Raw genomic sequence first — 14,788 nt, 5'->3', positions numbered from 1 at the left:
CGACTTGCATGTATTAGGCACGCCGCCAGCGTTCGTCCTGAGCCAGGATCAAACTCTCCAATAAAGTTGAGTTGAATCATTAGCTTCAAGAAAAAGAATTGCTAGGCTCGTTCAACGCTTTCGCTGTTCAGTTTTCAAGGAGCATTTCAGATTGGTCAGCCGCCCGGAGGCGACTTTTTTAATTTACCACATCGTTTACTCGAAAATCAAGTGGTATTTTTTTCAGCGTCGCCGTTTTGCTTGGTTCAGCAGCGACGATTGTTAATATAGCACAAACAAAACAAACAAGTCAATAGCATTTAAAAAAATTTACTTCAATGAAAGATAGCCGATTTCACTGCCCAAACCGTCCTTGCTGCCGCAAGGGACTTCCAGCACGAGCGAACGCTGGACCAGCTTCTCCAGCAGGATCTCCAGCTCCATCCCGCTGTTGGCGATCAGCGGATGTTCCAGCAGCTCCGCCAACGTCCACGCCCCCTGCTTGCTCCCCATGATCTCCAGGAGAAAGCGAACCGATTCCCTCAATTTCGAGGAAAGGAAAAACTCGATCGGCAAGAGCAGCAGCTCCATGCGCTTGTCCAGCGCTTCATCATTGACCACCAGCTCTTCGTACAGCTTGCAGACAGCGGGGTCCAACCGTTTGACCTGCGTCCAGAGCTCCGGAGCCGGCTGTTCGCCCTCCGCGAACGCAATCCATCTCGCCCAGGCGTGCAGCGTCTTGATCAACGCCAGATAGGCGTCCAGCGGCATGCCCAACTGGAGAAAGTCTTTGGTTTCCTGAAAATGGCGGAGCATGCGCGAGTATTCCCTGCACAGCATCCGCTTTTGCAGCGAGTCGGACAACCGCCTCAACCGCTGAATCAACTGTTTCGTACGGTCGTCCTTGGCCCAGACCAATTCCGCCCGCTCCATCCAGGCGGCCATCTGCTCACCCAGACCGTGAACCGCGCTCTTTTCCAGCTCCCAGGCGCTGATGTGCCGCTCAACCACCATCCGGTCAGACAGCCGGTACTGTTTGACGCTCCCGTTTCCTGCAGCCTGCGTGATCACGAGGAGGTACAGGGGCTCCGCCTGAAACGGGGGGATTTTCAAATGGTCCGGCATCACCAGCACCGCTTGAACGTCCCGCCGCCGTTGCAGCAGTTTCAGATGAGCCTGGCAGTCTTCAGCCGGCGACCTCTCATTCACTTTTTTCCCCTCCTCTCCCGCAGTTTGAACTTATGGATTCTACAAGGCTTGTCCGTTTCCTGCTTGTCAACAGACAAAACCTTTCTATGCTATACTGGGAACAGGAGGAATGATAATGAAGAAAACTGACCGCCTGAGCAAGATCAAGCGCATGCGTACCTGGGGCAACTGGAGCATGGGGATCGGCATCCTGCTGATGTATTCCGGGTATGCGTTTTTTGCCGGTTACCTGGACTTTATTCCGTTCCTTGGCACATGGTTGAAGGGTTCCTACGCCTTTATGACGCTCCTGTTGACCATCGGCTTTTTGCTGACGATGGGCAGCACCGTCCTGTTCATGATTTCCGGCATGGTGTCCATGTCCGCTCCTCAAGTGGAATGCCCCTCGTGCAAAAAAGTGACGAAAATGCTGGGAAAAGAAGACGCCTGTATGTTTTGCGGGCAGCCTCTCCGGCTGGAGGACGAACAGCCGCAGCAAAACCAGACCTGACGGGAAACGACAAAAAATCCACCTGCGGCCGATTGGCGCAAGGTGGATTTTTTTCTCCGGTCAAACGTCGTCGCGGCCGGAAAGTCGCGGCCGGAAAAAACGGCGTTTACTTTCGATTCAGCCCGTCATCGATCGCCTTCCAGATCTCGGGCTGTTCGAAGCCGCGCCGCCATGAGGCTACGCCGGCCAGATTGTACTTGTGCACGAGTGCGACCCGCTTTTGCATGGACGTGACGTCTTCCAGCCACATCTTGTAGACGGCTCCGTCGGCAGGGTCCTCATAGCGGACAAACAATTGTCCCGCGTCTTCGTCAAGCGCGGGAGTCAGCTTGCGCTCCCGCATCCATTCCGCGGCCCCGGCCATCGACAGCGCTTTGGATGTGACCTTGACGCTGCCGTCCGGCTGCTTCACTTCTTTCCACAACCGGGTGTAAAACGGCACACCCAGCAGCAGCTTCTCGGCCGGCACCTCTTCCAGAACGCCCTGCAGCCCTCTCTCCGTCCACGGCAGGGAAGCGACGGAGCCCGCTTTCGGACTGGACGCCCAGTGCTCGTCATAAGTCATCACCGCGATGTAGTCCACGACCTCGGCCAGTGCCGCCCGGTCGTAAAAACGGGACCATCTGTCGCTGTCCGATTTGATCGTGACGTCCATGGACACGGTCAGTCCCAGCTCGTGCAGGTACGGAGTCATCTCGCGGACGAATTGGACGAGCCGCTCCTTGTCCTCCACATAGACGTTTTCGAAATCGATGTTGATGCCGTCCAGATCGTACAGATGAGCGTAGTGCACGATCTGCGCAATCAGGTTTTCCCGGTTGTCGTAGCTGCCCAACACGGCCTGGGTCCAGTCGGGGTTGAACCCGTTCGTCACCACTCCCCAGACCTGGTATCCGCGCTTGTGGGCCCACTGCACGTAACCGGGATCCGCCTTGTTGAGCAGCGTGCCTTTGCCGTCCTTCAGCTCAAACCAGGTGGGGGAGACGACGTTCACGCCCGGCATGGGGCCAATTTTCGCGACGTCGGGATTGCGGTTGACCACGTGTTCCCAGGTCATGCTGATCTTTTTCCCCAACGGCTTCCACACGGTCGGCTGCTCCCGGACCGGCTGGTCGAGACTGACCTTGCGCACCTCGGTCAGCGATACCGCCTCTCTCGGCAGGTAGCCGGCGATCCCCTTGGAGGACAGAACGCGGTACCACTTATCCGTTTCGCCCAAAATATCGACGGCCTCGCCATTGGGCAGCTCGGCCACATAGGGGGAACGGTGCGTCGCCTCCAGGCGCAGGCGCACCGGATCGTCCCCGCTGACGACGCTCCCCTGCTGCACGGCGTATCCTTCCTTTTCCACCCGCAGCACCCCGGTGTCGGGATTGCGGCTGAACGAGTAGCGGTACAGTTTTTCCAGAGGCTCGAGCGGAATGTAGCGGGTGCCGTTCACTTCCTTGACGGGCACCTGCAGGGAAACCGGCCGTTTGTTCAGGTGCGCGACCAGTTCCCCGCTCTGCATGCGCAGCACCTTGTCCCTGGTGGTCACGATCACTGATCGGGTCGGCTCGTCCCAATAGATCGTGGGATCAAGATGTTCCTTGAGAAATTCAAACGGCAGCAGCACCTGCTCCGCTTCCAGCAGATACGGCTTGTCGTACAGGCTGCCCTGCCAAACGATCGCCTGCCGGCTGCCTCCGTACGGCTCGACGTGTTCATTGGACGGTTTGACCATCAAATACCAGTACGCCGCGGCGGCGATTGCCACCAGCAGCAGAAGCATCGGGGTCACGCGCTTTCGCTGGCGCTTGAATCGAGGGCGAGGGGCCATTCCCACTTCCAGACTCACAGATTCGCTCTCCTTGCACACGGTCCGCCGGCCCAAAAGAGACCGGCAACCCGGTAGTTTCCACTTTTTTGATCATATGGCATTGTCGGTCGATTCACAACCTTTCGTCTGCAGGAACATGTTGGGAAACCGTTCCCTTCCAGAAAGACGAAGCAGACGAAAAAAGGTTACACCGGCAGAAAAAAACACCTTCTCTCCAACAGGAACAGCCGGTTGAAGCAGAAGGTGTTGATCCGGGGCGCACGCCGCTCAATGGGTTTTCTTTTGGCACTCTTCGCAAACGCCGTAGATCTCCATGCGGTGCCCGGTCACGCGGAACCCGACCGACTCGGCCGCCGATTCCTCCACGTCCCGCAGGTACGGGAAGTGGAAATCGCGGATGGCTCCGCACTCCGTACAGATGGCGTGGTAATGGTCTTCCTCCACGTTGGCGTCAAAGCGGCTGGACGCGTCCCCGTAGGTCAGCTCGCGAACCAGGCCCGCCTCCTTGAACACGCGCAGATTGTTGTAAACCGTCGCCACGCTCATGTTGGGAAACTTGCCCTCCAGAGCCTTGTATATCTCGTCAGCCGTCGGATGCGTCATACTGTCCAACAGATAGGAGAGGATGGCATGACGCTGAGGTGTCATACGTACCCCGGTATTTTTCAGGATTTCAACAGCTTTTTCCACTCGCTGTGACATTGTGTTACACCCCACAGTCTTTCGCAAGACAAACGAACAAGCGTTTCTTGTTTGTGATTGATTAGAATTACTTTAAATAAGTGTACGTCTAGTCGGCGAAAGCTGTCAATATCCATTCCGCTGAAAAAGGGAATGTGAGGGGCCTCCGTCCATCATTTGGCCGCGGTCCGCTTTTCCGTTTTCTTTTTCGCTGCCGTGGATGTTGACCGCGATTTCTTCGCCTCTGTCTGGGCATACCTGCACATCTCCCGCAGCGGACAGGAGCCGCACTGAGGATTGCGCGCGGCGCACACCCGACGTCCGTGCCAGATCAGCCAGTGATGGGCGTCGGACCACTTCTCCCGCGGAATCCGCTTCATCAACTGCCGCTCCACTTCGTCCACGTTGTCGCTTTTCGCCAGACCCAGCCGGTTGGCCACGCGGAAGACGTGCGTATCGACTGCGATGGCCGGCACGCCAAACGCGTTGGAGAGGACGACGTTGGCCGTCTTGCGCCCGACGCCCGGCAGCGCCTCCAGCTCCGCATGGGTTTGCGGCACTTCGCCGTTGTACTTCTCGTAGAGGATGCGGCAGGTCTCCAGGATGTTTTTGCTCTTATTTTTATACAAACCCAGCCCTTTTATATGCTCTTCCAGCTCTTCCTGCGTCAAATGGATGAAATGCTCCGGCTTGTTGAACTTTTGGAACAGGGGGCCGGTGATTTCGTTTACCCGTTTGTCCGTGCACTGCGCCGAGAGAATCGTGGCGATCAAGAGTTCGAACGGCGTTGTGTAGTTCAGCTCGCAGTGAGCGTCCGGGTACATCTGATAGAGGGTATCGAGAATTTGGTCGACAGGTACTTTTCGTTGCGCCATTGGTATGTCCCCCTTTCCTCTTCATTATACGTCCGCCGTCAACCCGTCATCCTGTCCTTAGAAAAACGCGGCAGTCGATGGCAGGGCCGGACCAACCCGGTGTAGAATACCATTGGAAGAATGTTACACGGGGAAGGTGATGCGGGTGAAGGTATTTCTCACGGGTGCCACCGGTTTTGTGGGAAAAGGCGTGCTGTCCAGGCTGACGGCAGCCGGCCACGAGGTCACCTGTCAGGTCCGTCCCGGTTCGGAGGCGAAGCTCGCGCGGGCCGAGTTGCACACAGCGCAGGTCACTCCGGCGCCGGGAGACTTGTTCGACCTGGATTCGCTTCGGCGGGCGATGGAAGGCTCTGAAGCGGTGATCCATCTGGTCGGCATTATCCGGGAACAGCCGCAAAAGGGCGTGACGTTTTCCCGCATCCACGTCGAGGGTACGCGAAATGTGCTGCAGGCGGCCGCACAGGCCGGCGTCCGCCGCTTCGTCCAGATGAGTGCGCTGGGAGCGCGAGCCGGTGCCGCCAGCGCCTATCACCGGACCAAGCACGAAGCCGAAGAACTGGTCAAAGCGAGCGGCATCCCGTACGTGATCTTTCGCCCGTCGGTCATCTTCGGGCCGGGAGACGAGTTTGTGAACATGCTGGCCCATTTGGTCAGGCTTCCCGTCACCCCCGTCATCGGCGACGGTTCCTACCCGCTGCAGCCCGTCGCCCGCGAGACGGTATCCGACGTCTTTGAACAGGCGCTGACGCGGGAGAGCGTCACTGGCCAAACGTTTGAAGTGGGAGGTCCCGCGCCTCTCAGCTACGGCGAGATTTTGGACGCCATCGGAGAGGTGATCGGCAAGCGGCACGTCCGCAAGCTGCACATCCCGGTGGGGCTGATGAAGCCGGTTGTCACGCTGATGGAAGGCTTCTCCTTTTTCCCGATTACCCATACGCAGCTCACCATGCTTCTCGAGGGCAACGCCTGCTCCGACACGGAAGCCCTGTACAGCGCGTTTGACACGCCCAAGATCCCGTTTCGCCAAGGAATTGCCCAGTATGTCCGATGACCAGAACAACCCCCGATCACGCATCAGGGGTTGTTCTGTTTTTCAGCGAATCTCCCGGATGCCTTTGCCGCCGCGGTACGCGTGCAGGGTCCGAACCTCGCCAACGGCAGCGAAGCCGTACCGGCGGTAAACGCGCTCCACGCGCTCATTGATCGGGAAGACCAAAAGCCGGGCACCGCCCGTCTCCAAAAACCGTTCCTGGGCATGGCGCAGCAGATGGCCGATCAAGCCGCGGCCGCGGAATGCAGGCAGGGTAGCCACGTTTTCCACCCGCATGTACTCCCCGGCGCGAAGCAGGCACAGCGAGCTGGCCGGTTCGCCGTCGACACGCAGCAGGTAATGCGCAAAATCGGGATGGGCAAACTCCATGGCAAACGCCTTCTCCCTGACGTCGCGGCCGCCCAGCTCCGGAATCGACTCGACTATGAGGCAGTCGTCGTAATTGGCCGCCGTCACCGGTTCGATCGCAATCCCTTCCATCGGCCGCACGTCAGCCAAGACCCCCTGCCACAACTGCATGGGCGCAGGCAGCGATTCCGTCTGAAAGCCGTGCCGCTCCAACACCGAAATCAGCGGCTGCTTGTCCTCCGGCGCGTACACGTACAAGCGGGGAACGATGCCGCGCTGCGAAAAAAACGCGGTGGTCTCGTGGACAATCGCTTCCGCTTCGGCTTCCCCGGCGACCGGTCGGGACACATGGGCGTGATTGGCATCGTAGTGCATGGGATTTTCTTCGTTGACAAACAGCAGCCCCCAGGAACGGGCCTCCATTCGGGAGAACGCCCGCTTGTACGCGATGTCCGTGTGTTCCGCAATCGACAGGATTTCAGCCTGAGAGAGGACAGCCACTCTGGGTCACCTTCCTTCTTTCATGATGGGAAAACGGCGGACACGGCGCAGTAGATGGCCGATTGGCTGCGACGCGCTCCGTCTCCAGGTTGTGCTCAGCGTAAGCAGCGAGACTACCGTCAAGGGTTCGGTCGTCTAAACGTCCGCCGGTTCGACGGCATATTCCTCGCGAGTAGATAAAAATTTTAAAAAATTAAGATTTTTTTGCTCGGCAAGTTGGAACCTCGTGATCCTGCCTTTGCCCGGATTGCTCCCTATCTGTTCAGGGGCATGGCCGGACCGGCCGCTCCTGTTCAACCAGCGGCCGGCGACCGGGCCTTGGCACTCACGGCAAACAAGCTGCTCGGGTGCTGACTGGCCTCCTGCCTCCTACCTTCTGCTGATGCCCTTGCTACGCGGTCAGTCCGTTCCCTGTTCGTGCAGATGCTGCTCCGCCCGGCCCGTTTCCCGGTTGACCCAGCGGGCGACGACAAACAGGTAATCGGAGAGACGGTTCAAATACTTGACCACCGCGCCGTTCACCTGCTCCTGACGGCTGACCAGCACCGCCTTGCGCTCCGCTCTCCTCACCACCGTCCGCGCCACGTGAAAAGCGGCCGCAGCGGGGTGGCCGCCGGGCAGGATAAAGTTGGAGAGCGGCGGCAGGGTCGCGTCCAGTTTGTCGATCTCTTCTTCCAAAAACTGAACATCCTCGTCGCGGATCGGCCAGCCCACCGGTTTTCCTTCCGGCGTCGCCAGCTCCGCTCCGATGTGAAAGAGCTTGGTCTGCACGACGTGAAAAACGCCCCGCAATTCGTTCCAGGCTTCCCCGTCAGGCAGCAGCGACAGAGCCAGCCCGATGGCGGAGTTGGCCTCGTCGCACGTGCCGTACGCCTCCACCCGGTCGGCGTGCTTGGGAACGCGCACGCCGGATACCAGGGACGTTTCCCCTTTGTCGCCCGATTTGGTATAGATTTTCACAAACAGCCCCCCCATTCCCGTTATTTCCCTGGAAATCGACAACACGCTGCTTCTCGACGCGCCGCCGGTTTACATGGCTTCGGCCACCACAATCAGCTCGGTGCTGGCGGCGTCAAACGGCGCCTTGGCAAACGAGCCGAACCGCTGCGTCACTTTCAACCCGTTGAGCCGCAGCAGGTGGTGCAGCTCCGCCGGAAAGATGTAGCGCAGCGTAAAGCGGCCCGTCACCCGCTCCGTCACCACTCCTTCCGGGGAGATCCGCTCGTAGGTCCGGGTCACCTCGGCCAACTGCTGAAAGTGGTCGTAGCGGGTGTAATCCCACATCGCGATCTCTTCGCCCGAATCCAGCCGGTAGGTTCCGCGCAGGGACATTTTTTCGCTCTCCTCGTAGAGATGGGCGATTTTCGGGACGAACACGTTCATCACGAACTTCCCGCCCGGCGCCAGGTGACGGCGGATGCAGGAGAGGGCCTTCATCTGCTCGTGGATGTGCAGCAGGTGCAAAAACGAGCGAAATGGAATCATCACCAGCGAAAAGGTTTTGCCCAGATCAAACGCCCGCATGTCTCCCTGCACAAACGAAAGCTGTCCCGACACTCCGCGCTCGTCCGCCTTTTTCCGGGCCCGCTCCAGCATCTCGGCCGACAGGTCCAGCCCGGTGACGCTCACCCCCGCCTCTGCCAGCGGAATGGCGATGCGTCCGGTACCGCAGGCGAGATCCAGTACCTCACCTCCGGCAGCGCGGGCCATCTCCAGGTAAAATTCGACGTCTCCCGGCAGGCCGCGCTGCGTCACATCGTAATACTCCGCCCAACGATACATGTCGCTCATGATCTCTTCACCTACGCCTGCATGACTTCCGAATGGAGGTAGGCCAGCACCAGCTTGGCCGTGTTTTCCAGGGCCTCCTTGTGCGTCCGCTCGTGGGAGTGGGACGCGTCCACGCCGGGCCCGATCAATCCGTGCACGATGTCGTATCCGGCCCGGAGCGCGGCGCTGGCGTCGGAGCCGTAGTACGGGTAAATGTCCACCTGGTAGTTCAACCCATGCTCCTCGGCCAGCTTCACCAGGTGTTTGCGCAGTCCGTAGTGGTACGGGCCGGACGAGTCTTTGGCGCAGATGGAGACGCAGTATTCGTCCGTGGTCTGGCCGTCGCCGATCGCACCCATGTCCACCGCCAGATACTCCACCACCCGTTCCGGCACGCTGGCGTTGCCGCCGTAGCCGATCTCCTCGTTGTTGCTGATGAGGAAATGGGTCGTGTACGGCAGCGTGGCTCCGCTCTCCCGCAGGTGTTTCAGCACGCCGAACAGAATGGCCACGCTGGCCTTGTCGTCGATGTGGCGGGATTTGATAAACCCGCTCTCGGTAACGGTCACCCGCGGGTCAAACGAAACGAAGTCGCCGACGCGAATGCCCAGCGCCAGCACGTCTTCCCTGCTGTTTACCTTTTCGTCCAGCCGCACTTCCATGTTATGCTCGGTGCGCTCCATTTTGCCCGCTTCCCGGCCGTAGACATGGACCGACGCCTTTGTCGAGAGGATCGTGCCGGTAATGATCCGGCCGCTGTCCGTCTCGACCATGCAGTGCTCGCCCTCCACCGCGTTCCACTCGAAACCGCCGATCAGGGCCAGTTTCAGCCGGCCGTTCTCCTTGATCTCCTTCACCATCGCGCCCAGCGTGTCCACGTGGGCCGTCAGCAGCCGCTGCTTGTCGTCGTTGCTGCCGGGCAGGGTAGCCAGCACCGCTCCCTTGTTGGTGCGCACATAGCCGATGCCCAATCGGGTCAGTTCTTCTTCGACCAGGGCCATCACTTTGGCGGTATTGCCGGAAGGACTGGGCGTGTTGGCCAGACGGCAAAACATCTCCACCATGTAGTCGGTCGATACGGTCATTGTGTTTCCCCCAATCGCTTGCGTCATTTGCTGCAGCATCCTCGTAAAAGAACCTTCCTCGCCGAGTGAGCCCGACAGAAGGCTGTTCCTATTGCTGCTGCAGTTCCCTGATCGTTTGCAGCACTTCCTCGACGTGCCCCTTCACCTTTACCTTGGGCCACGCCTTGACGATCGTGCCTTCCGGGTCGATGAGAAACGTGGAGCGTTCAATGCCCATGTATTCCCGTCCGTACATCTTTTTCAGCACCCAGACGCCGTACGCCTCCGCCACCTGATGATCCGGGTCGGCCAGCAGCGGAAACGGCAGCTCGTGCTTGGCGGCAAACTTGTCATGCGATTTGACATCGTCGGGGCTGATGCCGAGCACGACCGTGTTCAGCTTGGCAAACTCCGGGTGATAGTCGCGAAAATCGCACGCTTCCGTCGTGCAGCCTGGGGTCATGTCCTTGGGATAAAAGTACAGCACCACGTATTGGCCGCGAAAATCCTGGAGAGAAATCGTCCGGTTGCTGTTCGCCTGCAGGGTAAAATCAGGCGCCGCTTGTCCCACTGCTACCATCGTTGGATCCCTACTTTCCGCTTCGATTTTCTGCTTGACGTACCTGTCTCATTTTACCACAAAGCGGCAGACCACTTCATCCGCTTACACGTTGCGCTTTTGGAGAGAAAACGATAGAATGAATGGATAGTAAATTCGTAAAGAATAAAGAATTATAAAAAATTTGGCGTAGTTGCTGGATGGTGAATCGATCATGAAAGAGTTTTTTCAGGTAACCGAACCGGAAGCCCTTAAATCTCTTGCCATACCGGAGCGTGTAAAAATTTTGGAACTGTTTGAAGACCTGGAGCCGCGCACGGCGAAGCAGATCGCGACCGAGCTGGGCGAAAACGCCGCCCGCCTGCATTACCACGTGAAGGAGCTGGTCCGCGTCGGTCTCTTGGAACAGGTGGACACCCGGGTCAAAGGCTCGATTGTGGAGAAGTACTATCAGCCGGTGGCCAAGGTGATCCAGGTCAAGCTGCAGTTGATGATCGAAGAAAACGCGCAGCAGTTGAGCGACATCATGTTTACGCCGTTCCGCACCACGGAGCGGGATTTGATGCGGACGCTCAACCGGTTTGTGGCGAGCGATGTGGACGTGCGCAAAGAGTACAAGGACACGTTCGCATTTAATTTAACTGAATTTTATTTAAATCAAGAAGAACGGAATCAACTGGTGGACGAGATCAGCGAACTGCTGCAAAAGTACAAGGGGCTGAAAAACGAAAACGGCCGCCGCAAGTTCAAGTTCTTTGACGTGCTGTTTCCGCTGACGCCCCCCGATCCGGCCGAAGACGAGGGCGACGCGTTTGAGGACAGCGACGAATAACGGCTCCGCCTGACGCATAGGAATGACTGACACACGAAAACCATCCCGCGCGATGGTTTTCGCCATGTTTCGTGCAAGGGAGGCTTGCGATGCGCACCATCCTGTTTGATTTTGACGGCACCGTCGCGGATACGCTGCCGCTGATTTTCACAGCGTTTCGCTCGACGTTTCAGCAGTTTCTCCACCGCCGCTACGCGGACGAGGAGATCGTCGCCATGTTCGGACCGACGGAGACCGGCATCCTGCAGGCGATGATCCCGCCAGACCAGGTGGAACAGGCTCTCGACCACTTTTTTCGGGTCTACGCGGAAGGGCACCGGCACGTGCACAATCCGGCGGAGATCGCGCTGATGCTGGACCGACTGCGCGAGGCCGGCATCGTCATGGGCATTGTCACCGGAAAAGGGCGGCGCAGCGCCGACATTTCCCTTCAGGCGTGGGGGCTGGCCCGCTACTTTGACGTGGTGATCACCGGAGACGACGTGTCCAGGCCAAAACCCGACCCCGAAGGCATTCTGGCCGCGATGGAACGGCTGGGAGCACGCGCCGAACAGACGCTGTACGTGGGGGACAGCGACGCTGACGTTCTTGCGGGTCGGGCCGCCGCCCTGGTCACGGTCGGCGTCGACTGGCTGCCTGTCACACAAAAAGCGGGCCGTTTCCAGCCCGAACCGGATTACTTGTTTACCGACCCCGGGGCCTTTGCCGATTGGGTCCTGGGGTAGCGAAAGCCGCAGTAACGAAAAGCGGGCACCCGATATGCGCGGGTGCCCCTTTTGTTTTCGCCCCGCCAGCCGAAGCGCGGTTTAATAGGCGCGGGCGAACCAGACGGTATGCTTGGCTTCCCCGCCGCAGGCGATGCAGGTATGCTTGACTGTCGGCGGCTCAAACGGAATGTTGCGGGAGGTGAACTTGGTCTCCTCCTTCACTTTCGCTTCGCAGGCGTCGTCGCCGCACCAGCCGGCCAGCACCCAGCCGGCGATGCTTTTTTCGCTTTCCGCCTTGGCGATGTGCGCCTTCAGCGCATCGAGGGTGTCGATGTCCAGATGGGAGTGGGCGGTTCGGAACGCCAGCGCCTTTTCAAACATGTTCCGCTGAATCTCTTCCAGCAGGTCGGCGACCGCTTCCACCGCCCGGTCCAGGGAGACCGTCACCTTCTCGCCGGTATCGCGACGGGCCAGGACCACCTGTCCGTTGTCCACATCGCGCGGACCGATCTCCAGGCGAATCGGCACGCCGCGCATTTCCCACTCGTTGAACTTCCAGCCCGGCGTCTCTTCGCGCAGGTCCGCCTTCACCCTCACGCCCGCCGCTTTCAGGGCGTCGAACAGCGGATCGAACTTCTCCATCACCTTTTCCCGCAGCTTGACCGGACCGACCGGGATCATCACGACCTGGGTCGGAGCCACGCGCGGCGGCAGCGCCAGCCCGCGGTCGTCGCCGTGGACCATGATCATCGAACCGATCAGGCGGGTGGACGTCCCCCACGAGGTGGTATGAACGTACTTGAACTGATTGTCCCTGTCGAGAAACTTGATGTCAAAGCCTCTGGCAAAGTTCTCGCCCAGGTAGTGCGAGGTGCCGGCCTGAACGGCTTTGCCGTCCTTCATCATCGCTTCGATGGAATACGTGTCGACCGCGCCGGCAAAGCGTTCGGTCGGCGTCTTCTGCCCTTTCCAGACGGGAATGGCCAGCTCCTGTTCGACCACCTCGCTGTAGATGTCCAGCATCTGCATCGTTTCCTGCCGCGCTTCCTCCTCGGTGGCGTGGGCGGTATGCCCCTCCTGCCAGAGAAATTCGGACGTGCGCAGGAACGGCATTGTCCGCTTTTCCCAGCGGAAGACGTTGGCCCACTGGTTGATCAGCACCGGCAGGTCGCGATAGCTCTGAATCCACTGGCTGTACATGTGGCCGATGATCGTCTCGGACGTCGGCCGCAGCGCGAGCCGCTCTTCCAGCTTTTCGCCGCCCGCTTCGGTCACCCAGGGCAGCTCCGGATTAAAGCCTTCCACGTGCTCCTTCTCTTTTTGGAAAAACGACTCGGGAATCAGCATCGGAAAATAGGCGTTGCGGTGGCCGGTCTCCTTGAACCGCTTGTCCATCGCCGCCTGGATCCGCTCCCACAGTTCGAAGCCGTCCGGCTTGAACACGATGCAGCCGCGGACCGGGGTGTAATCCATCAGATCCGCCTTGGTAATCGTGTCGATGTACCAGCGCGAAAAGTCCTCCGACTGCGGGGTAATCTCCTTTACAAACGCTTTTTCGTCTGCCATGTGACACACTCCTCGTAAAAAAATAAACCCCCATCCCAATAGGGACGGGGGAATTACCCGCGGTACCACCCTGATTGACCGCAACGGCGTGCTGCGGCCCACTCAACGCCCGATAACGGCAGGGCATCCGGCATGGCTCATCGCCAGCGGCTCCAGGATGGGGAGCAGATACGCCTGTGCATCGGCCTTCCAGACAAGGGCCGACTCTCTGGAACACGGCCAGTACCTGCGGGTCCTTTCATTGCCTTTGGTTAGGCACTATCATAGCAAGCCAAGAAATCATTGTCAATTTGCCGCGCGGAGGTTGAGCCGGCCGGACAGCTTGACGTACAGCGGATACGCTGCCAGCGAGAGCACAACCCCTTTGAGTATGTTAAACGGCACGATGCTGTACAGGACAAACGACCAGACGCTGTCCGCCTGGAACTGGGCCAGGAGCTGCTCCAGCGGCACCTGGTAGAGAGCCGCGTAGGCCGGCAGCAGGAAATAGGCGTTGGCGACCGCCATGACCGCCGTCATCAGCACCGTTCCCAGCACAAGGCCGGCGGCAAAGCCCTTTTTCCCCATGCCCCGGCGCTGCAAATAGATGGCCGCCAGGATAAAGCTGGCGCCCGCGACCACGTTGGCCACCTCGCCGATCAGCAGGCCGTCCGTATTTTTCAACAGCATGTGCAGCGCGTTTTTCAGCACTTCCACCAGCACCCCGGCGACCGGTCCGTAGAGCAGGCCCCCGATCAACGCGGGCAGCGTGCTGAAATCCAGCTTCAGGAACGGCGGCAGCATCGGTACCGGAAACTCGAGATACTGCAGAACAAACGCGACCGCCGCCAGCATGGGAATCGCCACCAGCCGCTGGGTCGCTTGCGATGAGCGCATCGCTGTTACTTTCATCTGTACCATCTCCTCACGTGTTTCTTCCTTCTGATGAGGAATGGCAACGAGTACGTCCCCACCTGCCCGGCCGTCCATCCGAACCAATCGTAAAACAAAAGCCCTGAGGATTCGTTTCTCCTCAGGGCTTGCGTACGCGGACAGCGACCCATGACTGCGCCAAACAGGTATGCGAAATCGAAGGGGGCCCGATCGGGCATGCACCCCCCGCATCCCGCACCCGCGCACAGGCAAACAAGCACGTGCGGTGTACGTACTGTCGTCATCCTTCTCCCATCCAGACTGTACTGTCGGCTCCGGATTCGCACCGGATCCTGCACTCCCAAGCGTTTCCGCCAGGGAGGCTCGCGGGCTTACGCGCCTTGCGCGATCACCGCCGGTCGGGAATTTCACCCTGCCCCGAAGGAATTGTGGTATTGGTTGTCACCAGCTTATTATACGGCGTC

15 protein-coding genes, 1 rRNA gene and 1 riboswitch are annotated in these 14,788 nt (G+C 59.3%); of the genes, 4 read left to right on the top strand and 12 right to left on the bottom strand.

Annotation, left to right across the window (positions count from 1 at the left end):
* Together FOI68_RS13655 and FOI68_RS13650 are read right to left on the bottom strand one after the other, a co-directional pair.
* A 16S ribosomal RNA gene (locus tag FOI68_RS13655) occupies positions 1 to 64 on the bottom strand; the annotation flags it as partial.
* 245 nt (positions 65 to 309) lie between these two features.
* Positions 310 to 1,188, bottom strand: coding sequence for a hypothetical protein (locus tag FOI68_RS13650; RefSeq protein ID WP_143863488.1), 879 nt, complete (start codon positions 1,186 to 1,188; stop codon positions 310 to 312).
* A 115-nt stretch (positions 1,189 to 1,303) separates the two neighbouring features.
* Between FOI68_RS13650 and FOI68_RS13645 the strand changes: the two genes are divergently transcribed.
* A complete protein-coding gene (locus tag FOI68_RS13645; protein WP_035298486.1) occupies positions 1,304 to 1,678 on the top strand; it encodes a DUF2614 family zinc ribbon-containing protein in 375 nt (124 codons plus the stop codon).
* Between the two features lie 106 nt (positions 1,679 to 1,784).
* On the opposite strand, the gene FOI68_RS13640 is transcribed toward FOI68_RS13645, so the two are convergent.
* From FOI68_RS13640 to nth, 3 genes are all read right to left on the bottom strand, one after another.
* On the bottom strand, positions 1,785 to 3,515 hold the full coding sequence (locus tag FOI68_RS13640) for a glycosyl hydrolase family 18 protein (RefSeq protein ID WP_370512127.1): 1,731 nt from the start codon (positions 3,513 to 3,515) through the stop codon (positions 1,785 to 1,787).
* A 249-nt stretch (positions 3,516 to 3,764) separates the two neighbouring features.
* Entirely contained in the window at positions 3,765 to 4,199 is a 435-nt protein-coding gene (gene perR, locus FOI68_RS13635; protein WP_029100587.1) for a peroxide-responsive transcriptional repressor PerR, read from the bottom strand.
* Positions 4,200 to 4,351: 152 nt separating this feature from the next.
* Positions 4,352 to 5,053 carry an endonuclease III gene (gene nth, locus FOI68_RS13630; RefSeq protein ID WP_035298489.1) on the bottom strand — a complete coding sequence of 234 codons (702 nt, stop codon included), beginning with the start codon at positions 5,051 to 5,053 and terminating at the stop codon, positions 4,352 to 4,354.
* A gap of 145 nt (positions 5,054 to 5,198) precedes the next feature.
* Here nth and FOI68_RS13625 point away from each other — a divergent pair, with 145 nt between their 5' ends.
* Complete coding sequence (locus FOI68_RS13625) at positions 5,199 to 6,104, top strand: complex I NDUFA9 subunit family protein (protein ID WP_143863487.1); 906 nt, start codon at positions 5,199 to 5,201, stop codon at positions 6,102 to 6,104.
* 42 nt (positions 6,105 to 6,146) lie between these two features.
* Here the strand turns inward: FOI68_RS13625 and FOI68_RS13620 are convergent, their stop codons facing one another.
* The 5 genes from FOI68_RS13620 to bcp all read right to left on the bottom strand — a co-directional run bounded on the left by FOI68_RS13620 (position 6,147) and on the right by bcp (position 10,367).
* Positions 6,147 to 6,953 carry a GNAT family N-acetyltransferase gene (locus FOI68_RS13620; protein WP_143863486.1) on the bottom strand — a complete coding sequence of 269 codons (807 nt, stop codon included), beginning with the start codon at positions 6,951 to 6,953 and terminating at the stop codon, positions 6,147 to 6,149.
* A gap of 399 nt (positions 6,954 to 7,352) precedes the next feature.
* Positions 7,353 to 7,913 (bottom strand): cob(I)yrinic acid a,c-diamide adenosyltransferase, encoded by a 561-nt coding sequence (locus FOI68_RS13615; protein WP_029100591.1) that lies wholly within the window; start codon positions 7,911 to 7,913, stop codon positions 7,353 to 7,355.
* A gap of 69 nt (positions 7,914 to 7,982) precedes the next feature.
* The gene (locus FOI68_RS13610; protein ID WP_065067805.1) at positions 7,983 to 8,744 is read right to left on the bottom strand and encodes a class I SAM-dependent methyltransferase; all 762 of its coding nucleotides are present in this window, start codon (positions 8,742 to 8,744) and stop codon (positions 7,983 to 7,985) included.
* 11 nt (positions 8,745 to 8,755) lie between these two features.
* Positions 8,756 to 9,808 carry a M42 family metallopeptidase gene (locus FOI68_RS13605; RefSeq protein WP_035298571.1) on the bottom strand — a complete coding sequence of 351 codons (1,053 nt, stop codon included), beginning with the start codon at positions 9,806 to 9,808 and terminating at the stop codon, positions 8,756 to 8,758.
* Positions 9,809 to 9,896: 88 nt separating this feature from the next.
* Positions 9,897 to 10,367, bottom strand: a complete 471-nt coding sequence (bcp, locus tag FOI68_RS13600) for a thioredoxin-dependent thiol peroxidase (protein ID WP_029100594.1) — start codon at positions 10,365 to 10,367, stop codon at positions 9,897 to 9,899.
* A gap of 193 nt (positions 10,368 to 10,560) precedes the next feature.
* On the opposite strand from bcp, the gene FOI68_RS13595 reads away from it, so the two are divergent.
* Both FOI68_RS13595 and FOI68_RS13590 read left to right on the top strand, forming a co-directional pair.
* Positions 10,561 to 11,178, top strand: coding sequence for a winged helix-turn-helix domain-containing protein (locus FOI68_RS13595; RefSeq protein ID WP_029100595.1), 618 nt, complete (start codon positions 10,561 to 10,563; stop codon positions 11,176 to 11,178).
* Positions 11,179 to 11,267: 89 nt separating this feature from the next.
* Positions 11,268 to 11,903 (top strand): HAD family hydrolase, encoded by a 636-nt coding sequence (locus FOI68_RS13590; protein WP_143863485.1) that lies wholly within the window; start codon positions 11,268 to 11,270, stop codon positions 11,901 to 11,903.
* 81 nt (positions 11,904 to 11,984) lie between these two features.
* Here FOI68_RS13590 and proS read toward each other — a convergent pair whose 3' ends face one another.
* Positions 11,985 to 13,451, bottom strand: coding sequence for a proline--tRNA ligase (proS, locus tag FOI68_RS13585; RefSeq protein WP_029100597.1), 1,467 nt, complete (start codon positions 13,449 to 13,451; stop codon positions 11,985 to 11,987).
* Positions 13,452 to 13,736: 285 nt separating this feature from the next.
* Positions 13,737 to 14,342, bottom strand: coding sequence for an ECF transporter S component (locus FOI68_RS13580; RefSeq protein WP_029100598.1), 606 nt, complete (start codon positions 14,340 to 14,342; stop codon positions 13,737 to 13,739).
* 261 nt (positions 14,343 to 14,603) lie between these two features.
* A riboswitch (FMN riboswitch) is annotated at positions 14,604 to 14,753 on the bottom strand.
* Positions 14,754 to 14,788 lie beyond the last annotated feature (35 nt).

The sequence above is a fragment of the Brevibacillus sp. LEMMJ03 genome (assembly GCF_007197875.1).
GTDB classification, from domain to species: Bacteria; Bacillota; Bacilli; order Brevibacillales; family Brevibacillaceae; genus Brevibacillus; species Brevibacillus thermoruber.
The sequence above is the reverse complement of the archived record's forward strand: the minus strand, read 5'-3'. Positions and strand labels throughout refer to the sequence as shown.